Genomic DNA, 26,186 nt, shown 5'->3' with positions numbered 1-26,186 from the left:
CACTGTCTGATGACTGATATGCGTGATTACATCGCCCGAGTGAGGGAGATGTGCCACCAACGCAGTAAGGAGATCAGGGTAGTTTTCATTTCAGTCATTGCTCTCTAGGATTGCTTTCATTTTATCCCCTTGGCTCTTGAAGCCGCTGGGGCGTTAGCTGCGTTCACTCATTACTGATGTAAGCTCATCGGGATGATGCCTACCTGCAACTCCAATATCTTTGGGGAACACAGTTATGCGACTCACTGTTCCGATCACCATTTTGGTACCTCGTGAACTTGTGTACTAGTTAACTGGTTCGCGAGATGAATGTCAAGCTCTTGAATGATTGTTTTTTTAATGAACTTGGTGTGGCTGGCGAGTACGGACCTCAATTAAGGTGCGTAAAAAGCTTATTAACGAGTATCATACTCAACCACGTTTTTTCTGGATTTTTGTTTTGGTTAATAAGACCGTTTTGATAAATAAACCCGTTTTGTCTGATAACGCCATCTTGCCTGGCTCGGCTGATTTACCTGATACAGCAGCCGGCTCAACGGCATTTACACTCTATGATTTGCATAGCCATACCACGGCATCGGACGGCTGCTTGACACCTGCGGCGCTAGTGATAAGGGCGGCGCAAATGCGGGTGGGCGTTTTGGCCATTACCGATCACGATACGACGGCGGGATTAGCAGAAGCGGCAGCCACTATTGCACAACAGCAACTGGCATTACGGCTTATCCCCGGCGTTGAAATTTCTACTTTATGGGAAAATCATGAAATCCATATCGTGGGACTCGGTATTGATATCCACCATGACAGTATTTGTACACTGCTGAGTGAACAATCCAACCATCGCTATGTGCGTGCGCAAGAGATCAGCGCTCGTCTGGCAAAAGCACGTATTCCTAATGCCTGGGAAGGGGCTAATCGGTTGGCGAGTGGCGGACAGGTGACCCGTGGGCATTTTGCCCGCTATTTGGTGGAGCTTGGGCTAGCCAGTAATGTCGGGCAGGTTTTTAAAAAATATTTAGCCAAAGGCAAGACCGGTTATGTTCCCGCGCAATGGTGTACAATAGAACAAGCTATTGATGCAATTAAGCAATCTGGTGGGCAAGCGGTGCTGGCGCATCCCGGCCGCTATGATTTAACCGCCAAATGGCTGAAACGGTTATTGGCACATTTTGCCGAGTTTGGCGGAGATGCCATGGAAGTCGCTCAATGCCAGCAAGCTCCGCATGAGCGAGCACAACTTGCCCAATATGCACGCGACTATAATTTACTTGCATCCCAGGGGTCTGATTTCCATCAACCTTGTTCCTGGATTGAGCTAGGCCGCAAATTGTGGCTACCTGCTGGGGTGGAGCCGGTATGGCGTGATTGGCCTATAGAGCCAGCCAACTCGAATGTTGAATGATGAGGTAGAGTCATGAGTCAATTTTTTTATATTCACCCGGAAAATCCGCAACCAAGATTAATCAACCAGAGTGTTGATTTTTTGCGCAAAGGTGGGGTGATTGTTTATCCGACAGATTCCGGTTATGCCCTTGGCTGCCGCTTAGAAGACAAATCGGCAATGGAGCGTATCTGTCGTATTCGCCAGTTGGATGGTAATCATAATTTCACGTTGATGTGCCGTGATTTGTCAGAGTTATCTACCTATGCCTATGTGGATAACACGGCCTTTCGCTTGATCAAAAATAATACCCCCGGCAATTACACCTTTATCTTAAAAGCGACCAAAGAAGTACCTCGGCGTTTGATGAATGACAAACGTAAGACTATTGGTTTGCGTGTGCCGTCTAATCCTATCGCGCTGGCGCTGCTGGATGTATTGGGTGAGCCATTAATGTCGACCACGTTGATGCTACCGGGTAATGATTTTGCAGAATCTGATCCTGAAGAGATCAAAGAACACTTGGGCAAACAAGTGGATTTAATCATCCACGGCGGCTCATTGGGCCAACAGCCGACTACTGTTATTGATTTGACGGATTCTTCACCTGAAGTTATCCGTGAAGGAGCGGGGGACGTCACGCCATTCCGCTAGGTTTGTTTTAGATATTCGCCGTTATTGGATACAGCCTATGTTGGATACGGTATCAATTCCTTTGTGAAATGCCCGTATCCAACCCGTTCACCAACCTCCCTCCCAGACCCAATCAAATTGCCGCTATCATGGCGCTATTCTCGCAGAGCATAGGGTTAATATAGCCAATTCCACCGCCAATTAATGACGCGCTATTACAGTAAGTTATTCTGCATAAATATATCATTCATCTGCTTATCTATTTTTCAGTATTCTTGGTATCATTCCTAGAGTAATCACTCGTTATTTCTGATGTTTAAGTGTATTTTTGTGGGCGCTAAACTAAATTCTCAACAATAATTAACTTGTTATTTATTTACCTATTTAATACTTTTTATGCACCAATATTTTTAAGACACATCCAATGAGAATTTAATTGTAAATATACCTTATTTGATATCATTTTAATTTGACGATCTTTTATTCTAGAGTTTAAACCCTAAAATAGAATAATGTTCTATAGGTGGTTGTTTTATGCTTGCTTTTAGTGTTATATGTCGCATTTATAAGAATTGCGATCATAAAATACAATAAATCCTTTTTTTGTGTATAATCGTGTGGTTTTAATTAAGGATTATCACAGAGTTCAAATCTGTGATGTTAAATAAAATATTCTTCATCAATAAATACTTACTGATTTTTTATTGGGTATGTTTTTGATTTTTGATAAATACCTATAACTAGTTAGTAAAACAGATGGCTTATTGGAAGTGTCTTATATATGAATGATATATTCATTCAAGATAATTCTTATGTTTTTTTGTTTTTAACTTATTGATATATATGAGCAATAAATTGTATCTGTATGATTTGTGGGATTATTCCTACGTATGTAGTCCTTGGCTCCTATATATCTATGTGATCTTGTGCGTTTATAATTTTCATTAATGATGCAATATCAGAGTTAAGCTATTCACCAGTGGACGCTTGTCAGGTTAATTACTTTCTATTCAAGTAAGGATATTGCTCGTTAATTATAATCCATATATAGAGATAACGTTGAGAGTCTTATGAATCGAGTATTTAAAGTCATTTGGAATAGTGCATTAGGTCGCTACGATGTTGCATCAGAGTTTTCTAAATCAAGCAAAAAAGCCAAATCATGTTGTTCAGGAACTGTCGCAACCACACTAAGTTTAACGGCACCTTCTTGTTTAAATCAGATGGCTATAACCTTAATGTTGGCCTTCGGAGCTAGCTCTGCTTTTGCCGCCGATATTACTGTTCCGGTATTTACCCCTGAAGTTGATTTTGAACAATCATTCACTGGCACAGGTAATACTTTATCGGGGAGCTTTAGTAACATTGCCCGAGGCGATGCCGGTTTTAAAAACAGTAAGCTAGGGGATATTCCCCCGGGGAATTTCCTGTATGGTGCTGAGAATCTGATCAGTAAAAATATTTTCAATTTAGGCGATATGGTGACTGAAACTTTCCTTGATCCGAAAGGAACCGGCGCATTAATTACTATTAATGTGTATAGCAGCACGGCGATGTCAATTAAACCATTGGCCGATTTTTCGGTGCCGGTTTCTTATGCGGTGGGTGAGAATGGTCAGTATGTGAACCGTAACTTATTTCATGTACAAGATAGCAGTGACCTGACAGTGAATGTGGGTAGCACCGCGGCGGGCTGGGTTAATGAGAGTACTAACTACTTTAGCGCTATTCTTAAAGGCGGTTTGAAAAGTCAACCGGAGGCAACAACCTCTTCAGGATTCTATGTTGACTCGACGACATCTGCTCAGAATACAGTTTTAAATTATGACGCTAAAACAGTCGTCAATCTGGGAAATAACAGTAATAACATTCGTGATAGCAGCACTTCAGTGGCCAATGCGGTCCTTGATGACTTTACCGGCACTTTCACCAGCCCTTATTTAGGTGCGCAGAATGTTCAAAATTTTGCTGATTTCCAAAATTACAATAATGCTTTGATTGCAGGTATTAAGAGTGGCGCGATTGTCTTAGACAGCAAAGGCTATCAGGCCGAACTGGCGCGTGCCTATTTTACCGGTACCGGCACTTCACCGAAAGTCACCCCTATTTATCTTGATATGGGTATTGATGCTAACGACGCCGTCAATCACATCGTTGATTCTAGTCGTGTTGCCTTTATTCATGGTGATGGTCAGCATGCCGTTGTGAATATTGGTACTGATGCCAATATTCAGGCTTTTAACACTGATATTTCAGTAGTGCGGCTCAATGATGGCGCGACTTTGAATAACGCGGGGACATTAGGTTCAGCCGCAGGCACTGTTCGTGGCACCAATATTATTTTCGCCACTGACAGTACAGTTATTAATGAAGCTACTGGGGTTCTGGATGCAGGGACTAACCCTGAGATGCTGGATTTCAAACCCGTACCGAGTGCCACATTGCCACTGGATGTCGCCAGTGGCAGTCATACTGCAATTTTGGCGAATGGGGCCTCTTCAGTCACTAACAATGGCGTCATAAACACGGCTTCTCGTGGCACCAGTGTTTATACCCGCGCAGCTATCATTGACGGTACCTCAACCTTCGTCAATAACGGCGCAATTAACATTGCTTCAACGGTCGATAAAGCACCTCCAGCAGGGTATCTGAACGAAGGGGTGAGTGTTCAGAAAGGCTCTACTTTCGAAAACAATGGCACCGTCTATGTGGGCCGCGAAGCTCAACGCTCGTTAGCGGACGTGGTTACCGACTTAGCAATAAAAACAGAGTCTTATGCGGTTAAATTAGTTCAAGATACCGTTAATCTGAGCAATATCGCCACTTTCATCAATAATGTGGGCGGTAAAATTGTCATTGGTAGCAAAACTGAAAACTCCACTGCAATTATTGCGCAAGGTGCCCGGACCGCTGTTAGTCAAAATGGCACTATTGAGCTCAATGGTGCAGGTGCAACGCCTGGGCAAAACGCGGCACAGAATATCGGTATTTCTTCGAGCTTGAACGCCACTAATGTTGTCAATAATGGCGATATTATTATCAATGGTATCAATACCGTTGGCATGAAAGTGCTGACAAACAGCGCCGCGACGAATGCGGGTAACATTTATGTCAATAAAGGACTTGATGCTGCCACCAATCTGGCCAACTACGGTATCCAGGCTGTTGGTGCGGGTGCTGTCGCTAATCTTTCCGGTCAGGTGAACCTTACGGGCGACGGCGCTATTGGCGTGGTGGCTGAAGATCAAGGCACTATCAATGTGACCGGCAATGGTCAGGTTGAGTTTGTTTCAGGTAAGAACCAAGTGGGGTACCTGATTTATGGTGCGGGGGCGAGTGTTAATAACACGGCAGTTGGTGCTGAAACAGTGTCAACCGAAGGCTCCACATTGTATCGCGTCGATAAAGGTGCCAGCTTTGTGGGAACGACTGCCTCGACTATGAATGCAATCGGCCAGAATTCATCATTGATTCAGGTCACCGGGGTGGGGAGTAACTTTAGTTCTGGTGCGCTAGATATGGTGCTCTCGGGTGAAGGTGCCACCGGGGTGAAAGTTGAAGGTGGGGCGAGTGGTACGATTACCGCCGATGCCAGCCTCACTCTCAGTGGCGATGGTGCTACCGCCGGTATCGTTGATGGCAATTATTACGGCTTGGATGGGATAGCGACCGGCGCTACCGGCAAGTCTGTTTTAACCAGCTCTGCAGTATTAACCACTGGCAACACCGCCTCCGGCGCCTATGGCTATATCGCTCGTAATGGTGGTGAGTTAATCCACAAAGGTACCATTGACTTTACTCAGCCTGACAGCACAGGTGTGCTGGTGGATGGCGGGATCCTGACAAACCAAAATTTGATCTCAGTGAATGGCACCGCGGTGAATATTCAGGGTGCTAATTCGACAGTCAATAACTCGGGTACCGTCAATGCGACTGATGGCACCGCCGCTTTCTTATTGGGGGCGGGCGCTAGCTTGACCTTGTCGGGTAATGGTGAAACCAAAGCCGGTGGCACGGCCCATGGTGTGCTGTTGGATACCGGTGCCACAGCACTGACTGTCGATGGTGCCACCATCACCATGACGGCCGGTGGTTCCGGTAATGCTATTGAGAACAAAGCCGAAATTTCAGGTATTCAGTTAAAAGACACCACGTTGACCGTGGGCAATGGCGCGGGTATTCGTACCGGTGCTTCAATGGCGGCCACTAACTCGGGCACCATCAATGTGAACGGCAGTGGTACCGGTATTTTGTTTGCCAATACCGGCGATACCATTACCGACAACACATTGGATATGTCCGACTCGGCTGACTTGGTGATTAACGTCAATTCCGCTGCGGGCAAAGGGATCGTCACTAACTCCAGTCAGAATCTGAAAACCGGTGCCAGTGTTAATGTCAATGATGCCGCAGGCGGTGCCGCTCTGATTGTGCAAGGCACCACCAGTGAGGTCGAGCAGTCCGGTAACTTGATATCACAGTCACTAACTAACCCAGTGGTGGATATCAACAACGGTTATGTCACCAGTTTCGTTAACAGTGGCGCGATCCATGCCAACAGTGCGGCACAGCAGGCAGTGGTGACCAATACCGGGAACGGTGTGGCCTTCACTAACCAGGCGGGCGGCAGCATTATTGGCCAGGTCAATTTATTGACTGGAAACAACACTGTCACCTTGATGCAAGGCAGTAAAGGGACTGATTTCACCACCGGCAGCGGTGATGACGAATTTATTCTGAAAGATCTGACACTGACTGATACTGGCGTGTTCAGTTCGCTGAATGGTGGCACAGGTAGCGACACCCTGACCTTTGACAACTCGGTGTATGCCCTGAGTGATGCCGATGCTATCCAGAATATGGATTACATCGACCTGATTAATAACTCCACACTAACACTGGATAATGTGCTGTTGGCGCTGGGCAATGCGCAGGATGACAATGCGAATACCGGTTTTAATCTGGGCGACGGCAGCCTGTTGCAGGTTAATAATCTGAATTCAGTGGACTTTAATAGCAAGTTGAATGGCCTAGGTACGGTCAGTGTTGATACCGCCGGTAATGCATTTAACTTTACCGCCAATGCAGCACAGAATGCCTTTAACGGCGTGTTGGCGCTGGGCAATGCTACTTTTGATCTGGCGGCGCAGAATACCACGGCGCTGGTCAATGCCACCTTGAAACTGGGTGCTGATAGCATCGCCACGGTCGCTGATGGGGTCCAGACGATTGGTGGGCTAATCTTTGACGGCGGTACCGCGAAATTTAACACCGGCACACCGGGTGAAACGGTAGCGAAAAGCACCATTCATACCACCAACGAGATGAACCTGCTGGGTAACGGTACGGTCGAGGTGAATATTGAGAGTGTCGATAACAGCCCGACGCCGGTCAATCCTGTCCTGCCTATTATGGAGCAGGATGATGCCAACACCCTGTTGCAACTGGCCGTCAGTGATGTGACGGTACAGGGCAATGGCGGTAATCTGGTGCTGCAAGACCAGTATGGCAATGTCATTACTGACGCCACCACGGCAGATATTGCCCAAAATGGCACCACGGTCGCCAAAGGAACTTACGATTATCGCCTGACCAGCGGTGTGAGTAACGATGGTTTGTATGTCGGTTACGGCCTGACGCAAGTTGAGTTGCTGGGTAGCGGTGCTGATGCATTGTCACTGTATGCCACCAATAAAACCGGCTCGGCGGCAGACTTGAGTGCCAAAATCACCGGCATCGGTGATCTGGCCATTGATACTGGCGCTGGCAATACCGTGACACTGTCTAATCTGGACAACGACTACACCGGCGCTACTGAGGTTCGCAGTGGAACCTTGCAGATGCTGAATGACAATGTGCTGGGGAATACGTCTCTGTTATCTCTGGCAGCCGATACTGTTTTTGATATGAACGGTCATAGCCAGACGGTGGGTGAATTGAACGGTACTGCCGGCTCATCATTGAACGTCAATGGTGGCAGTCTGACGCTGAGTCAGGGCGGTATTTCTGACGGTGAACTCACCGGTAACGGCGCGTTGACGATTACCGCCGATGTGCTGACGGTGAATGGTGCTAACACTGGCCTGAGCGCGGTGACCACTATTGCCAATGGCGCACAAGCGTTATTGAACAATGCCGCTGGTCTGGGGAATGGCGACATTATCAATGCCGGTCTATTAACATTGACCGGTGCGGCAGGTCAGTTGGTTAATGCGATTAGCGATACCGGAAGTGTGGTATTGCAAGATAGCAGCGATATTACTGCCAGTGGTGATAACAGCCGGTTCAGCGGCCTGTTTGATATCAATAATGCCAGCCAGTTAACCGTATCTCAGGCCGAGAATCTGGGCACGGCGTCCGTGACCAATAATGGTTCGCTGGTATTGAACTCAGATGCTAATTGGACATTGGCAAATAGCGTTACTGGCAGCGGCAGTCTGACTAAGAATGGTACTGGCACGGTATCGTTAACACCGTCTGCGGCCTATACCGGTCAAACTGACATTAACGCGGGCGGCCTGATCTTGGGCAGCAGTGTAGATCCAATGACACTGGCTAGCCAGCAAGTGAATATTGCCAACGGTGCCTTTATGGGCGGTTTTGGTGGTGTGGCGGGGGCGATTGATAACCAGGGCGTATTGTTTGTCGGCAACCCAACAGCGCCGGTGACGTCAATATTGAGCCGTCTGGCACCTGCCAGCAACGTATTTACGGTGGGGACGGATTTAACCAACAGCGGTACGGTGTTTATCGGTAACAAAACCAGTGACGGCACGGGTACCACCGGCAATCAATTAGTAGTGAATGGCAACTATATTGGTAACAACGGGTTACTGCATTTCAACACTGCACTGGGTGATGACAACTCTGCCACGGACAGCATGATAGTCAACGGCAACACCAGCGGAACCACCAATGTAAGTGTGGACAACGCCGGTGGTCTGGGGGCTAAAACGCTGAATGGTATTGAACTGATTCAGGTCAACGGCCAGTCAGACGGTGATTTCAAAAGTGGCCGTATTGTGGCGGGTGCGTATGACTATTCTCTGGTACGTGGTGTAGGGCAGAATGCGACTAACTGGTACCTGACCAGCTTGAGTAATTTGCCGGTTGACCCAGAAAAACCGGTAGATCCAGAGAGCCCGGTTAACCCAGGTGAAGAAACCAAACGTCCTGAAGCTGGCAGTTATACTGCTAACCTGGCTGCAGCGAACAATATGTTTGTGACTCGTTTGCACGATCGCTTAGGGGAAACTCAATATATCGACGCCCTGACTGGCGAGCAGAAAGTGACCAGTATGTGGCTGAGAAATGAAGGCGGCCATAACCGTTCACGGGATAGCAGCGGCCAGCTGAAAACCCAAAGCAACCGATATGTGATGCAGCTGGGTGGCGATATCGCACAGTGGAGTAACAATGATCTCGACCGGTTACATTTAGGTGTCATGGCGGGTTACGGTAACAGCAAAAGCAACACTCGCTCGAAATCCGGTTACCAGTCTGATGGCTCCGTTGATGGTTACACTGCCGGTGTGTATAGCACCTGGTACGCCAACAACGAAGATAAGTCCGGCTTATATGTGGACGGTTGGGCACAATACAGCTGGTTTAACAATACCGTGCAGGGCGAAGGTTTAACCTCTGAAGAGTACAAGTCAAAAGGGATCACCGCCTCGGTTGAAAGCGGCTACACCTTTAAGATTGGTGAAAACAAATCTAAGAATGAAACCTACTTTATCCAGCCGAAAGCGCAAATAACCTGGATGGGAGTGAAGGCTGACGAGCACCGTGAGGCCAATGGTACTCAGGTGAGTGGTCAGGGCGACGGCAATATCCAGACGCGTCTGGGGGTTCGTTCTTATATGAAAGGCCACCACGAAAGTGATAATGGTAAGGATCGCGAGTTCCAGCCGTTTGTGGAAGCCAATTGGATCCACAATACCAAAGACTTCGGTACCAATATGAACTCGGTTGATGTGAAGCAGGCCGGTGCGAAGAATATTGGTGAGTTGAAACTGGGTGTTGAAGGGCAATTGAACAAGCAACTCAATGTCTGGGGCAATGTCGGCCAGCAATTGGGTGATAAAGGCTATAGCGATACCGCGGTCATGTTAGGGGTTAAATACAACTTCTAATCGTCATCAGGCTTCATAAATAACGGTGCTTCGGCACCGTTATTTATGTGCCGCCAATGTAATGAAATTCCATTCTGAATAAACCAATATTGGAAATAAGGAATAACACAACGTCATGAGAGTCATTGTGATGAGTCATTGTGGCTTAACAAGGCTGTCCTTAGAAATAATAACTAAGGGAATACGCGATATTCTGGATAAACAGCAGGATATTCATGTTGAGCTACATTCCACCATTGACAGTAATTATATATATAACCCATCAAATTCACGAGATGTTGTTATTCTTGATAATACATCTTCAATCCAGTTATTAAATGCGATTGAACAGATCAGAACACTTAACCCGTTGGCTTTTATTATGGCTATTTGTAGTAAACCAGAGAGTTCCGGGGACTTTATTTGCTTGTCAGGGGCATGTGATGGGGTGGTATGTAAAACAGCCTCCATAGATAAGATAGAAACCATGATAATTAGGTTATTATCTTCACGAATCCTCCCTAAGAAATTTGACAGAATAACATTTTCAATAAAAATAAAGTCACAATTAACTCAAAGAGAGAATGAAATTCTTGAATATATATTATTAGATTTAAGTAATAGTTATATAGCAAGTGAGCTTGATATGAAAAATAAGACAGTGAGTGCACATAGACGTAATGTATATAATAAGCTAGGCGTCAAAGAAATTAACGGGATACTTAAGGTATTACTGATGCCCCAATGATTGGTAAGCTTTTTTTATGAAAAATGGATATTTCTATTCTCAATTTTGCTTTTGAATAACCAAGATAATTCTTAATCTTTTAAATCCACAAGATATATTAAACAATCCCCTCCTGGATATATATTGTTATTAATTTGCTGACGGAATGTTTTATTTCTTACAGCGAGTAATAATTGACATTTCATTTTTATGCACTGTGTCAACAATTTTGATTAATTTTATGTTTTTTTTGCCTTAAATTTAATTGGGTTGATCAACTGTTTTGTATAAATAATTTGAAATATAAAACTATCAATCATATAAAATACGATCTTTACATCCATTTCAAGATTATCAATCAGAATATTAAACTGGACTAATGAGATAAGATAGCGTTTAGATCTAACTTAAGGTCATTTGACAGCACAAAAGATCGCGATGTAGAGTGTCCCTGCTACATCTGTTGGATTGCATTCTATTGAACAAATGCGACTGATATCACTACACAGATATTTGGTGGAAATGATATTGGTACCAGGGTCGGCATATCCAATGGAAGGTTGAGTACTTATAAAGGATTAATGAGGGTATTTTATGAAAGCAGTGGCGATAGTGATTTTGATGGCAAGTGCAGTATTGGGAGGGTGCAGCACGCAAGCAAAGGTTGACTCCGAGAAGCAGACCGCAGCCATTATTAAGAAGAGTACCAACGATCAGTGCGTCAATAATTTCTCCATGGTCAAAAAACTGAATACCAATGAGTTTGGGGTATTTAGAGGGCAGTTTGACCAAATCAATGATATGTACGCATTCTTGGAACAGAATAGAAATATCTTGGATAATGATCCTAAGCAGCTCATTTCTCTGGAACTGGATTCAAAACTTAAAATGGTGTGTGCCAGAGTTAGAAATACTGCGTTCAACGAAGTACAAAACAAAGTGAATTATCTTTCACGGATCTAGCCTTTTATTCAATAAGACACAGTGACATTTGCTATATGCAGTAATTATAACAATCCGTGTGTTTATGTTTTGCATTTTATATGATTATCATTCTCATCTTCTGGTTGGGATAGATATTGTATTTTATGACAATGAAATATTTCTAATATAGCCATTAGGATTAGAGCAGTTTAGTTCGCTAAATTGCTCATTTCTTTTCGTAATCCACATTATTGCAAAATCAATAAAATTGAGTTTATTGGGTGAGACACAGAATAACATCATTAATATTAATCAATGATGATTATATCTATGTCTGTCAATAATAAAACGGCTTGTATCTATGCGGTAACGGATATCGCCATTCAAAATCGGAACTTTGAATTCACTATGAACGGTTTCCATTCAAATAAATCACTTATGCGAGTAGTTGCAATTAATACCTTATTAATGCAACTACTGCTGCCCATAACTATAGCTTTCACACCGCTAATATCGCTATCTGCACGTGCAGATGAATTAGACGAGATAATGGCGAAGATGCGGTCCTCCGAAATACTGGTTGAGCCCATGGCGGTGGCACCTAACACTTATTCTGAACAGCCCAATAATCATCTTGAAAAACCCGCTGTTCCTTACCAATATCAACCAGCGAATCCTTTCATAGGGAATGAAGCTCCATCTAATGTGCCGCAGGGCAGTACGTTACCTAATTTAGGCTCCGAAGATTTATCGCAAGCCGAGAGCACGAGCGCGAATAAATTTAATCTTACCGAAGATAACGTTGCCAGCACCGCCACCCAATTCTGGGGCGTGATGGGCAGCGAGAATTCAGGGCGAGCGGCAGAAAGTGCGGTGAGAGGCGTATCCTCTGGCTTGGCGGCGCAAGCGGCCTCTGATTGGCTCAGTCAATTTGGTCATGCCAGAGTGCAACTTAATTCCTCCGGCACTGGCAATGCAGATATTTTACTGCCGCTGGTTGAATCACAAGACAACCTGTTATTTGGTCAATTAGGTGTGCGTTACGATGGCTACCGGACGACAAATAATGCTGGCATCGGGGTTCGTCAATTTACCGAAAACTGGATGTTGGGCGTCAACAGCTTTTATGACTATGACCTGACGGGCAAAAATAGCCGGGTAGGGGTCGGAGCTGAAGCCTGGACTGATAATCTTAAGTTCTCCGCCAATGGCTATTTTCGTTTAACTGACTGGCACCAATCGGTGCTGTCTAATATGGAAGATTATAACGAGCGCCCGGCAAATGGCTTTGATGTCAGGGCTGCGGCCTATCTGCCTGCTTATCCCCAACTGGGCGGCTCATTAATGTATGAGAAATACTTCGGCAAAGGTGTCGCGCTCAATAGCGGCAGCACTAGCCCGGATGATTTAGGCGACTCACCATCAGCCGTGACCTTGGGTGTAAATTACACGCCAATCCCGCTAGTTACCGTCGATGTTGCTCATAAGAAAGGCCAAAACACCTCAAATGAACTGCAGGTTGGTTTGAACTTTAATTACCGCTTCGGTGTGCCTTGGATTGATCAAATCAATAAAGACACAGTTGCTTTGATGCGTAGCCTTGCGGGCAGCCGTTATGATTTGGTTGATCGTAATTACAACATCGTCATGCAGTATGAAAAGCAGAACCTGATCAATTTAACGCTGCCGGAAACGATTTCAGCCCATGCGCTGGAAAATGTCACCTTAACCGGGAGCGTGGCCTCTAAATATGGTGCCGCTCGGGTTGAATGGAGTGCTCCGATATTGATTACTACCGGTGGCGCCTTGACGCCACTGGCGATGGAATCCGCTTCAATCACACTCCCAGCCTACCAACACCTGCAAAATATCAATAGTTATCAAGTCAGTGCTGTTGCCTACGACATTCGTGGCAATAAATCTAACACGGCAACCACTCAAATTATTGTGCAGGAATCACCACATCAGATTGCACTTAATGTCGTGGGTTCAAGCACCTCCGCCACGGCGGATGGCAGCGCATTAGTCACTTATCGGGCCTCTGTGGTTGATACTGCTAATGGGGCAAATACGCCAATGGCTGGGATGAATATTGCCTTTAATGCCACCATTGGTGACGTTGTCACGCCATCAGCTGTAACAGATAACATGGGGCGGGCAACTGTTTCGGTTAAAAGTACCCTGGCAGGCGCTGGGCAGGTCCATGCCGTATTAGATAATGGCAACAGAGCGCAAGCCGCAGTGATGTTTATGGCGGATGAAAGCACGGCAACTATTCTTGGCGAAAATCTCACGGTGCTAAGCAACAATGCGCTGGCAAATGGTCTTGCCACTGACAGTGTTCAGGCCAGAGTAACCGATGCTAATGGTAACCCTGTTCCTAACCAACTGGTCAGTTTCGTTGCGGATAACGGCGCCACACTCTCATTATCCAGCGGCATTACCGACACCAACGGGGCGATCATTGTCACGGCGGTTAACACCGTGACGGGCGTAACCAACATCACGGCTACGTTAAATAGTTCGAGCCAAAGTGTTGCGGTTAACTTTATCCCAGACAGTGGTACGGCGACCATTGTTGACGGAGCACTTAGCGTGCTTACCGATAACGCACTCGCGAATGGCAGTGTCAGTAATCGAGTGAAAGTGGTGGTGACCGATGCCAGTGGCAACCCGATTCCTAATCTTGCCGTTAGCTTTGTGGCGAGCAATGGGGCCCATATTGCCGCTAATGGGACGACCGGGGCTGATGGTTCTATCACGCAATCGCTGACCAATACGACCGCAGGTGTGACGCGAGTCACTGCTTCGGTTAATGGCGTTAGCCGGGCGGTAGATGTCACCTTTATCCCCGATAGCGGGACAGCCACCATCGTCAACGGCGCACTGACCATCACCATAGATAATGCGCTGGCAAATGGTATCGCCAGCAACGAAGTGAAGGCGATAGTCACCGATGCCACCGGCAACCTCATACCTAATCAGGTTGTGACATTCCTGGCAGATAACGGTGCGGCGATGGCTGGCAGTGGTACCACAGGGCCGGATGGCTCAGTGACTCTGCCGCTAACAAACACCACAGCAGGTGTGGTGCATGTCACCGCCACGGTGAATGGTCACAGCCAAAGTGTGAACGTGAATTTTGTTCCAGATAGCGGCACGGCAACCATTGTGAGTGGTGCATTCACTATTGTAACTGATGGTGCGCTGGCTAATGGTGTGGCGACCAACTCGGTAAAAGCGGTGGTGACCGATGCCAGTGGCAACCCGATCCCTAATCTTGCCGTCAGTTTTGTGGCGAGCAATGGGGCTAATATTGCCACCAGTGGCACGACGGGAACTGATGGTTCAGTGACTCTGCCACTGACCAGCACCACTGCCGGGGTCAGCCACGTTACTGCCACCGTCAATGGCAATAGCCAAAGTGTGGATGTGAACTTTATTCCTAATAGCGGCACGGCAACGATTGTCAGTGGGGCATTGAGTATTGAAGTTGATGGCGCACTGGCAAATGGTATCGCCACTAATCGCGTGAAAGCGATCGTGACCGATGCCGAAGGGAACTTGGTGCCGAATCTGCTAGTGAATTTCAGTGCAGATAACAGTGGGGTGATCGCGGCTAGTGGCACTACCGGTGCCGATGGCTCGGTTACCTTAACTTTAACCAACATCAAATCCGGTGTAACTAAGGTGACCGCCAGCGTCAATGGCAATAGCCAAAGTGTCGATGTGAACTTTATTCCTAACAGTGGTACAGCGACCATTGTCAGTGGTGCATTGAGTATCGAAACCAATGGCGCATTGGCTAACGGTGTGGCGACCAACTCGGTGAAAGCAATAGTGACCGATGCCGAAGGCAACTTGATACCCAATCTGTTAGTGAATTTTGTCGCTGATAATAGTGGCGTGATCGCAGCCAGCGGCACTACCGGTACCGATGGCTCGGTTACCTTAACCTTAACCAACATCAAATCCGGTGTGACTAAGGTGACCGCCAGCGTCAGTGGCAATAGTCAAAGTGTGGATGTGACCTTTATTCCTAACAGCGGCACGGCGACCATTGTCAGTGGGGCACTGAGTATCGAGACCGATGGCGCACTGGCTAACGGTGTGGCGACCAACTCGGTGAAAGCGATCGTGACCGATGCTGAAGGGAACCGGATACCGAATCTGTTAGTGAATTTCAGTGCAGATAATAGTGGCGTGATCGCCGCCAGCGGCACTACCGGTGCCGATGGTTCGGTTACCTTAACCTTAACCAACATCAAATCGGGTGTAACTAAGGTGACCGCCAGCATCAATGGCAATAGCCAAAGTGTCGATGTGAACTTTATTCCTAATAGCGGCACGGCAACGATTGTCAGTGGGGCACTGAGTATCGAGACCGATGGCGCATTGGCGAACGGTGTGGCGACTAACTCGGTGAAAGCAATAGTGACCGATGCTGAAGGGAACCTAATACCCAATCTGCTGGTGAATTTCAGTGCTGATAACAGTGGAGTGATCTCGGCCAGTGGCACCACCGGCGCAGATGGTTCGGTTACCTTAACCTTAACCAACACCAAATCCGGTGTGACTAAGGTGACCGCCAGCGTCAATGGCAATAGCCAAAGTGTCGATGTGAACTTTATTCCTAACAGCGGCACGGCGACCATTGTCAGTGGGGCACTGAGTATCGAGACCAATGGCGCATTAGCTAACGGTGTGGCGACCAACTCGGTGAAAGCAATAGTGACCGATGCCGAAGGCAACCTGATACTCAATCAGCTAGTGAATTTTGTCGCTGATAATAGTGGCGTGATCGCGGCCAGCGGCACTACCGGTGCCGATGGCTCGGTTACCTTAACTTTAACCAACACCAAATCCGGTGTAACTAAGGTGACGGCCAGCGTCAATGGCAATAGCCAAAGTGTGGATGTGAGCTTTATTCCTAACAGCGGCACGGCGACCATTGTCAGTGGCGCACTGAGTATCGAGACCGATGGCGCGCTAGCAAATGGTATCGCCACTAATCGCGTGAAAGCGATCGTGACCGATGCCGAAGGGAACCGAATATCGAATATGTTAGTGAATTTCAGTGCCGATAACAGTGGCGTGATCGCCGCCAGCGGCACCACCGGCGCAGATGGCTCGGTTACCTTAACCTTGACCAACACTAAGTCGGGTGTGACTAAGGTGACCGCCAGCGTCAATGGTAGCAGTCAAAGTGTGGATGTGAACTTTATTCCTAACAGCGGCACGGCGACCATTGTCAGTGGGGCACTGAGTATTGAAGTGGATGGTGCACTGGCTAACGGTGTGGCGACCAACTCAGTGAAAGCGATAGTGACCGATGCTGAAGGGAACTTGATACCGAATCTGCTGGTGAATTTCAGTGCAGATAACAGTGGCGTGATCGCGGCCAGCGGCACTACCGGTGCCGATGGTTCGGTTACCTTAACCTTGACCAACACTAAGTCGGGTGTGACTAAGGTGACGGCCAGCGTCAATGGCAATAGCCAAAGTGTCGATGTGAACTTTATTCCTAACAGCGGCACGGCGACTATTGTCAGTGGGGCACTGAGTATTGAAGTGGATGGTGCACTGGCTAACGGTGTGGCGACCAACTCAGTGAAAGCGATAGTGACCGATGCTGAAGGGAACTTGATACCGAATCTGCTGGTGAATTTCAGTGCAGATAACAGTGGCGTGATCGCCGCCAGCGGCACTACCGGTGCCGATGGTTCGGTTACCTTAACCTTGACCAACACTAAGTCGGGTGTGACTAAGGTGACCGCCAGCGTCAATGGCAATAGCCAGACGGTAGATACCACCTTTATTCCTGATGCCAGCACCGCCAGTGTCAGTCTGGCAGCGGTAATCGGTAATATGCCAGCAGATGGTACTGCACTGAATAGTGTCAAAGCCAAAGTTATCGATGCATTTGGTAATGCAGTGGCGAATCAATTGGTTAGCTTCAATGCGACTAACAGCGCAACGATGGCTGCCAATGGAACAACAGATAGTAATGGTGAAGTTATTATGACGGTCGTTAGTGCCAACCCAGGGGACAGCACCGTGACGGCAACCATCAATGGCACCACTGATACAGATATTCTGACGTTTATTCCGGTGCCATTCAGTGTGAAATTCGTTTTAACAATGTAAGGCGATAGTGAAATAAATGGCCGTATAGAGGGTATATCAATAGCGTTAATATCCTCTATACGCCGCTTAATAGTTAAAAAGACGGCGATATTCTTTGCCAGAACTTATGCCGACTTTGTCATTACCTTATTTTGGATATTTACTATGAAATTATTTAATCTATTAGCATTCACATTAGCCTTTTCTGTATTACCCAATGTGGCACTAGGTCATTATCAAGTTGAAAATCCGCGCACCAGCTTAAGTGAGCTCACTTTTGACTTAAAGCATTATTATTTATCTGGTCACGAAACTCATCCTAATACTTGCAAAATGAAAGCAGGGACAGGAACTCAATCGTTACAATCTTGCAAATTGGTCTATGTATTTAATTTAGTCACAGGAAGTACCCTAATACAACGAGGTGAGGTTGACCTTCGGGGCGATGGTAGTTATGACCTTGAATTGTCGAATGCAGCTACTCACTATGATTCACTTAGAGTTGCGGAGGCCCATGGTGTTGTTCTCAATCAACATGTATCAATCCCATATGCCGAAATTTCCAAGTTAGTTGGCAGTAATGGGCAGTTTATTGTTATAACCTCTTCAGAGGGGTATTCATGTATTAATGGTGCCAATTGTACATTGGCTAGCGGGGGGACCGGTTATACAACCAATACCATTAACTTGAGTCAACAAAATCTTGATGTTGCTTGTGAGGCCAGTGCATCCGGGCCTCTTAGTCTTGAGAATACTTTGAGTGGCGATCATCTCTATTTATATAACAGCAGCGCATCACGATTGTCGCAAAATATTGGTGCGATAAGCTTATCGGTTAATTGTGTTAACTGGTTATCAACGGCAAAAACTAAAACGCTGAACTTTTCTATTACGCCTAATACAACAATAGCAAGCGGCGGCAATACTCAAGTGACTTGCGGTGCCTACCGTGATGCAAATGCGGGGACTGCCGCTGGATATTCATTCTCGCGCCCAATCAGTGTCGCAGGATTTGACGGTATTTCCGAACAGTATGATACCGACAATATTTATTATGGGCTTTATGTCACATCACCATCGACATCAGCCGAAACATCTCTTGACTTAAACTGCGCACTTTCGGGGCAATATACCCTTAATTAAGCCAATATATTATCTGGCGATTTTATTATTAATGATAATTTCGCCTAAATATTCATAACTTCACGAGGAAGTTACTATGAATAAATCCATTTCAGCTCTAATTATTGATCAGCATCCTTTAATAAGACATGTGGTGAGGGGGCTTATAGAATGCAAAGGAGGGAGAGTTTATGAGACAGGCGAAGAGTTAGAATCGCTTAAGATGGCCAGCATTTATAAACCGAGCATCATTGTTATAGATTTTGTCGGATATAAAAATATTCAACTTAATCTGATTCAAAAGTTGATGCTGATGTCACCTGAGTCAAGGGTGCTTATTTACACCTCTTTAACCTCAATGTATTACCTAAAAAAGTGTCTTGGGATCGGGGTTAGTGGATACGTATATAAAAAGGATGATGTTATTAATCTTGATGGTGCAATTGATGCCGTTATATCGGGATATTGCTGCTTCCCGCAGCTAGATATGTCAGTAACCGCATGACCGTCCTAAAGGTTTTCCTACAAGATTAATGGCGATATGGTTATAACCCTATGAATAAATTGACATCATATTCACTTTATCTCTTCTGGTTTATCTGGCTGTTCTGTCTTTTCAGTCTGGTTATTGTTGAAACATTTCCAGACTTTATGAACTACATACACTCAATTTATCTCGGTGCCATTGTCTCTGAAGAGACGTATGACTCGTTAATTTCGCTCTCATTATGGTTATCACTTATCTCCGCGATGGTTGCCATGTTTTTTATAAATGTATTTTTAAAAAAATTAAGAAGATTTAGATAAATAAAATTTAACCTAAGTGTCTAAAAGGAAATAAGCGCTATGGAAGAGAAGCTTGCAATCATTCAACACCCTTGTTTTTATACTCGTTTCACTCTGGAACGTATTTTAAAAAAACTATTAATGAGTGAATCAGTCAAGATAGCCGCCAGTATCAGCTCCCTGACTGATTGTTATGATAATTTGGTCAAGTTTCCGGCAGTACATTTGGCTATTCTAAATCTACGCGGTGAGGATTATACCTCTGGCGATAGTCTTAGTCTGGTGGTTGATTGGTTGCGTATACATCGCCCAAACTGTCGCGTCATTGTCATTGCCGATGAATTTTGTGTCTATCTGCTAAAACAATATTTCTATGGGGTGGAGCAGGTCTACGCCGTCATTGCCCAAAATGCGCCTCTGAGCCAATTTGTTGCTCAATTAAACCGGGTATTTTCAAACCCGCCAGCACTCAGTAAAAAACGCCCCTGTATATTATCGAAGCGAGAAAGAACCGTTTTGGCCCTGTTACTGCAAGGCAAATCGAACAATGATATTGCCAGTCACTTGGCGCTAAGCAACAAAACCGTTAGCTATCACAAACGCAGTGCGTTGGGGAAATTAGGCATCAACACATTACAACCGATGCTGATGAATGCAGGGATTGTTTCACAACTATTGAATGACATTAGCCCGGAGCCACAATATGCGACGGCCTAAACGGTGGTTGCCTATACCGTAATAGATTGATTACCCAAAGTTCTTTCCTCTAATCAAGACTGTGTTGAATATATCAGATTTATACATGATTAACTGAAGATACATTTCACAGCAACTGGAAGTTGAAATTAATTCGATATGTCAGCAACCCGCAATTACCAGAGATATTTCACCAAAAAAATCGCCGAATTTCTCCACGAAACAACTCCGCTGATGCGAAGTAGTCGTTATTTCTTACCGCCTCGTTCATCACCTTCCAGAATCGCTATACCGGGAATTGCTTGAGCTAACGCATGTGCAGCGATGTGAGAGGATGGCGGGAATAATCCCGCCACCTACTTGATACGCCTTAACAGGCCACTGCGTTAATTACCACTCAACGCGAAAACCTGCGTTGACTTGCCAGTTGGTATCAAAATTTCCGCCTGCTGATTTTTCCAGATCAACATACAGTCGCGAATTGTTGTTCTGCGTCAGCTGGATATTAGCACCGATACCGTAGTTGACCCAAGTATCGTCACCACCTTCGCTGACTGTCAGCGTTGCATCTTTACCACGCACTGAAATATCGCGATCGCCGGCAAATTCATGGAGCAAATCCACTTTCAGATAAATATCGCTATTGGGCTGTTCATCAAAACGATGCCCCATTCTGAACCCTGCGCGGCCAATGACGCTGTCGATATTTTTCTGGTCAACCTTTAAACCACTACTGGTCGTATATTTTGCATCATCAAGATAGGTGTAAATAAGCTGAGCTTGAGGCTCAATAAACGACGTTTTTGCAATGGTAAACTCGCGGCCATATTCGACGCTGGCACTGATAGACCAGGTGCTGGAATCACCTGTTCCGCCATAGCCATAGACATTACGATAATCAAAGTCACTGTCGTGATGGCTATATTTTAAAACCAGATCAACATAGTCTTGTTTCTCTGGTCGGCTCCATGCAGTATACAGTGAACCACCGAAGCTTTTATTATCACCTGAGCCGTAGTCAAAATCGGCTTTACCTTTCATATAATGTGCAGCAATACCGCGGGTGAAGATGGAGTTTTCATCCTCCTCTTTATTATCGTAACCAAGCTGCCAGAAGTTATATTGATTTTTAAAGTAACTTCCATTTCGGCTTTCTATTTCACCGCCTTTATAGCGGAGCCACAGCCCATTCTCCTGTTGGTTATTGCGTAGTTCACCCAGGCGTTTATTCAAATTATCAATTTCAAGACGCGCGGTAGCGGCAGTATAGTTTATGCTGGCGTTCGCAATTGCGGTATTACTTCCCGCACTGGCTTTCGTGGAAATGCCTGTAATATACCAGTTCGTGCCGTATTGACTATCCGGGTCGCCTTCCCGGATATCTGAACGAAGCAGCGGTTTATAGTCGTAAACGTACTCATTGGTGATATCGATTTTATCGTAAGCAACGAAGTTAACATTGTTTGCCGCATCAGCGACCCAAATATCTTCTTTAAGATCTGCCAGCTTATCAACATTTAATGCTTCAATGGCGTGAGTTCCCCCCGTACTGCTATTAACAACTGCGATAAAATCGCTGCCATTACGGCGCTGTCCGTCAGTTTTGCTGGTATTGACATCCATCAGGAAAATACCATCATTGCCACGCAAATCATGGATCTTGACGGTTTCGTTAATACTTTGATTGGTATGCAAATTATAGCCATGCAGGTTCACAGTACCGCCATTTTTTAGCGTAATAGCACTGATCTCGGCGTCTTTTCCATCCGGGATCCAGTGTGCACCATTCATGAATACAGCATTTAGATCTCCGGTCCATTTCCCAGAAGTAGGGTCACGATAATTGACTTCATGACCATGCCAGTAGGAGTTAGTACCATTGAGGACAACGTTAATTTGGCTGGTGTTGTCGTACAATTTGTCACCAAAATCGATATTCCCCAGAATATTTACTTGGTGATTACCTGTCTGGTTAATATTAACACTACCGCCTCGTTTCGCACTGATTGCATCGCTTTTTGAAGAGCCTTCAGGATAGCCGCTATTGTTATCCATACGTTCCTGAAAATTACTGGCATAAGTATTAATATAAACTTTTCCGCCGTTTACCGTTATAGAAGTATCCTTTCCATTTGCATAAATACCATTATTGGCTAATGTTGCCTTTTCCCCGCTTTCTGTATGATCAACACTGGAACGAATATAAAGATCGCCGTTTATAGCTATATTAGCCCCGAGATCAGCAAAGAGTGCTGTATTGTTATGATTGTACTTAGATTTAACCGTAAACTCGTTCTCAAGTTTGAAATTATCAACGGTGACCTTCGTGTCTGCACCAGTTGCGGCTAAACCAAAAAAAGCCAAACCACTCTGGTGATTTTGTTCTGTCTCTCCTTTAATCGAGACGGCATAATCACCAATATTATAATTCCCGCCGATTTCTCTATCCCTAAGGTCACCAATATACACTTCAAGGCCATTATTTTCGCCAGTAGCGGGGTTATTAACAGTAACGTTAATATTATAATCTTTACTGTCCTGAATAGTATCTTTGATAACTATACCATGCTGATTTTCTACCTTATTTTTAAAGGAAAGGTCGTAGTCTTTCGCTACAGCCTGACCAGCGAGCAAAAGTTGGCCTACCGTGCAAGATAATGCTAACGGCACTATATAGTTAATATTTATCTTACGTTGACTCACGTTTACAACTCCTCGAGACATTATAAAATTGACAAAACGTCAGAAAAATAAAAGCAGAATGGAATCATCATAAATTAATGACCATCATCCTTAATGGCGATTAATTATTTTATAATAATTGCAGAGTCGTCAATCTTTTTAATTCTTACATACAAAACTTTACATAATTTGTTTTTTCTTTAAATAAAGACTTTATTCATTAAGCTCATCCGAAAGTAAAATACTCAATGATAAATAGTAAAGGAGGTGATTATTCTGGAATGTCTTATTATCAACTAAAAATAAACCATTTTTTTAAAGATAAACTATTATGTTTATAATTAATTTACATTAATTACCTAAAGGCAGCTAAAATATAAAAGTAGCCAAACTAATCTTGCGTTTTTGATATAGACGGTGTTCGTAAAGTTATTGGAGTAGCTGTTCATCATGTAGGTTTTGATGCAAAAGGTAGCTTTCAATTTTCCATATTCAAACCGTTATAATAATGTCACCGGAACCTGAATGTTCTGGTCAATCAAATCACACCTTCCCTGGTATTACCTTTAATGCTCAAATTTCCCCAGAAGCCCATAAAAAATGAGAGGATGACAAAAATTATTCCTCCCACGAAGTACCCGTTGTGGCGGTAAAAATTCAAAACTCGTCTTTTCATACAGGGAGAACTCTAAGTGTTGGGCCATCGATGATTAAGTACTAAGCTTCATTGCCGCTTCTGCCATGACTTCCCGTAGGGGAAGTCATTACGCCACCTCAGGTCTATCGCTGTTTCAGCGAGCAGGTTGTACCTACCCGCAATGGAACAGCCATCAATATGGAACCCCATTGTTGTGAACGAAAATCCATTTACCATCTGCAACAATGGCTTTCAAATCATCGTCTGGATAGTTGACTTCGGTTTCTGAAGTCCTGTCGCCAACCTCAAGGTAAACAACATCTTCTGCTGACTCATTTATCAGGCAGTGACCATTGCCGTTGCCAGCCTTGAAACCTGCGCACATTCCTGGAGCGAGTTTTGTAAAACCTTCATCAGTATGCAAAGTAGGATTTCCATGCAGGATATATATGAACTCATCTTGTTTTGTGTGGGCGTGCCGCAGTGCTGATGTTGCACCTGGGCTTAGACGGGTGTAGTTGACGCCAAAATTTGTGAGGCCAAATAAATCACTAAGGGGATGCTTCTCTTTGCCGGACACTCTGGACGCAAAGGGTTCTGGATAGCTCGAAGGTTTGGAGCTAATAGGTGTTGTTGATGCAACCAGGGCAACGGGATTAATAGTTTCAGGCATGGACGCGTTCCTTAACGTATGAAATTAAAGGTAATTAAATTGGCATTGATTACACTCATATTTCCTGTTATTTGCCAGTAACTTCAACATAAAAGCTCAGTATCAATTTGATTGTAGACCAGTAAAAATAGTAACGAGTCACCAATAATCGACTGGCTGAAAATATCCGAGGACAATAAAACATATTGCTTTACGTCACGCTGAAACGGGCTAGAAGAAGCACAAAGAATTCACAGCGATCTTCCGTTCTCAAATGCGCCTTGGTTACTAATGCTGAGTAATTCATTGCTATTGGGTTATCTAACATTGGAAAGCCTGAAATTAATATAAAAAAATCCATTGCGCTCTGTGGTAAACTTAGGCCTGTTGTTCACCAATTTGGTGTCCATATTGTGTGCCTTAATGTTGTAACTCATTGAGATCTAATGAAACATTAAGCTAACGTATTGATTCTATAGTTAAAACTGACGCCTGTGAAGGCGACATTAGAGGTTGCTCAATGAGCGAGAAGTCAGAAGACCAAAAATTACCAAACTCAAAGCCACAAAGCCCTAAACCACAGGGCGATAAAGTTGTGGGTGAAAAATTACAGAAAATCTTGGCACGAGCCGGTCATGGTTCTCGTCGAGAAATCGAAACAATCATTCAGCAGGGCCGCGTCAGCGTTGATGGTAAAATATCAAAGTTGGGTGATCGTGTTGAAGTCACTCAGGCCACTAAAATTCGCCTGGATGGCCATCTTCTTTCTATTAAAGAGTCTGAAGAAGCCGTCTGCCGAGTTCTGGCGTATTACAAGCCAGAAGGTGAACTTTGTACTCGCAATGATCCTGAAGGCCGCCCAACGGTGTTTGATCGTCTGCCAAAGCTGCGTGGTTCGCGCTGGGTAGCGGTAGGCCGTTTGGATGTGAATACCTCCGGCTTATTGCTGTTCACCACTGACGGTGAGCTGGCCAACCGCCTGATGCATCCAAGTCGTGAAGTTGAGCGCGAATATGCGGTGCGGGTATTTGGTCAAATTGATGATGAAAAAATCAAGCAACTGAGCCGTGGTGTACAATTGGAAGATGGTCCTGCGGCATTCCGCACCATTAAATTCCAAGGTGGCGAAGGGATTAACCAGTGGTATAACGTCACTCTGACCGAAGGGCGCAATCGTGAAGTTCGCCGCTTATGGGAAGCTGTCGGCGTGCAGGTTAGCCGCCTGATTCGTGTTCGTTATGGTGATATCAATCTGCCAAAAGGTCTACCACGTGGTGGCTGGACTGAATTAGATCTGAGCGCGACTAACTATCTGCGCGAACTGGTTGAACTGGATTCTGAAACTGTCAGCAAGCTGCCGGTAGAAAAAGACAGACGCCGGGTGAAAGCGAATCAGATCCGTCGTGCAGTTAAACGCCATACTGAAGTCGCTGGCCGTCAGGTTGCTGGCCGTCAAGGTTCAGCACGCAAAGGCTCCACTCGTCAAAATGCGGGTAATGCAGCTCCAGCAGCAACGGCTGGGCGTCGCGGGTCGAACAAGCGCGGGTAATCGCCAAAATGGGAAGAAATAACTTTCTTCCCATTCGTTATTTCTAATATCACTCAATTTCCTGCCTTTCCTCTATTTCACTTTTCTCCCTAAAGTATAAAAAACTGACACTGATTGTTTCGAATATATAAACTACCTATCAGGAAAGGTTTGACAG

The 26,186-nt window shown here is 45.2% G+C and carries 13 protein-coding genes and 1 other annotated feature (1 of these 14 only partly in view); of the genes, 10 read left to right on the top strand and 3 right to left on the bottom strand.

Annotation, left to right across the window (positions count from 1 at the left end; genetic code table 11):
* Window positions 1-65 (bottom strand) — a sequence feature (Trp leader region) (it extends 37 nt beyond the left edge of the window).
* On the bottom strand, window positions 27-89 hold the full coding sequence (gene trpL, locus N0H69_RS14675) for a trp operon leader peptide (protein ID WP_134957788.1): 63 nt from the start codon (window positions 87-89) through the stop codon (window positions 27-29). It overlaps the preceding feature by 39 nt.
* Window positions 90-439: 350 nt before the next feature.
* Between trpL and rnm the strand changes: the two genes are divergently transcribed.
* The 9 genes from rnm to N0H69_RS14630 all read left to right on the top strand — a co-directional run bounded on the left by rnm (window position 440) and on the right by N0H69_RS14630 (window position 20,530).
* Complete coding sequence (rnm, locus tag N0H69_RS14670; RefSeq protein ID WP_050152469.1) at window positions 440-1,402, top strand: RNase RNM; 963 nt, start codon at window positions 440-442, stop codon at window positions 1,400-1,402.
* Between the two features lie 12 nt (window positions 1,403-1,414).
* Complete coding sequence (locus N0H69_RS14665; protein WP_050110461.1) at window positions 1,415-2,035, top strand: L-threonylcarbamoyladenylate synthase; 621 nt, start codon at window positions 1,415-1,417, stop codon at window positions 2,033-2,035.
* A gap of 1,049 nt (window positions 2,036-3,084) precedes the next feature.
* On the top strand, window positions 3,085-10,149 hold the full coding sequence (locus tag N0H69_RS14660) for an autotransporter outer membrane beta-barrel domain-containing protein (protein ID WP_050152466.1): 7,065 nt from the start codon (window positions 3,085-3,087) through the stop codon (window positions 10,147-10,149).
* 115 nt (window positions 10,150-10,264) lie between these two features.
* Entirely contained in the window at window positions 10,265-10,876 is a 612-nt protein-coding gene (locus N0H69_RS14655) for a LuxR C-terminal-related transcriptional regulator (protein WP_050152467.1), read from the top strand.
* Window positions 10,877-11,449: 573 nt separating this feature from the next.
* Window positions 11,450-11,818 (top strand): YuaE family lipoprotein, encoded by a 369-nt coding sequence (locus N0H69_RS14650; protein WP_050110458.1) that lies wholly within the window; start codon window positions 11,450-11,452, stop codon window positions 11,816-11,818.
* A 510-nt stretch (window positions 11,819-12,328) separates the two neighbouring features.
* Complete coding sequence (locus N0H69_RS14645; protein ID WP_259705557.1) at window positions 12,329-17,926, top strand: Ig-like domain-containing protein; 5,598 nt, start codon at window positions 12,329-12,331, stop codon at window positions 17,924-17,926.
* Between the two features lie 144 nt (window positions 17,927-18,070).
* Window positions 18,071-19,048 (top strand): heme utilization protein, encoded by a 978-nt coding sequence (locus tag N0H69_RS14640; protein WP_253272096.1) that lies wholly within the window; start codon window positions 18,071-18,073, stop codon window positions 19,046-19,048.
* A 76-nt stretch (window positions 19,049-19,124) separates the two neighbouring features.
* Window positions 19,125-19,532, top strand: a complete 408-nt coding sequence (locus N0H69_RS14635; RefSeq protein WP_072077508.1) for a response regulator — start codon at window positions 19,125-19,127, stop codon at window positions 19,530-19,532.
* A gap of 341 nt (window positions 19,533-19,873) precedes the next feature.
* A complete protein-coding gene (locus N0H69_RS14630; protein WP_050134397.1) occupies window positions 19,874-20,530 on the top strand; it encodes a helix-turn-helix transcriptional regulator in 657 nt (218 codons plus the stop codon).
* A 369-nt stretch (window positions 20,531-20,899) separates the two neighbouring features.
* On the opposite strand, the gene N0H69_RS14625 is transcribed toward N0H69_RS14630, so the two are convergent.
* Both N0H69_RS14625 and N0H69_RS14620 read right to left on the bottom strand, forming a co-directional pair.
* Complete coding sequence (locus N0H69_RS14625) at window positions 20,900-23,212, bottom strand: autotransporter family protein (RefSeq protein ID WP_375541919.1); 2,313 nt, start codon at window positions 23,210-23,212, stop codon at window positions 20,900-20,902.
* Between the two features lie 809 nt (window positions 23,213-24,021).
* Window positions 24,022-24,501: a cupin domain-containing protein gene (locus N0H69_RS14620; RefSeq protein ID WP_050151248.1), complete on the bottom strand. Its 480-nt coding sequence runs from the start codon at window positions 24,499-24,501 to the stop codon at window positions 24,022-24,024.
* Window positions 24,502-25,000: 499 nt separating this feature from the next.
* On the opposite strand from N0H69_RS14620, the gene rluB reads away from it, so the two are divergent.
* On the top strand, window positions 25,001-26,029 hold the full coding sequence (gene rluB, locus N0H69_RS14615) for a 23S rRNA pseudouridine(2605) synthase RluB (RefSeq protein WP_050151246.1): 1,029 nt from the start codon (window positions 25,001-25,003) through the stop codon (window positions 26,027-26,029).
* The last annotated feature ends 157 nt before the right edge of the window (window positions 26,030-26,186 follow it).

Source organism: Yersinia alsatica (assembly GCF_025133195.1).
GTDB lineage: Bacteria > Pseudomonadota > Gammaproteobacteria > Enterobacterales > Enterobacteriaceae > Yersinia > Yersinia alsatica.
The sequence above is the reverse complement of the archived record's forward strand: the minus strand, read 5'-3'. Positions and strand labels throughout refer to the sequence as shown.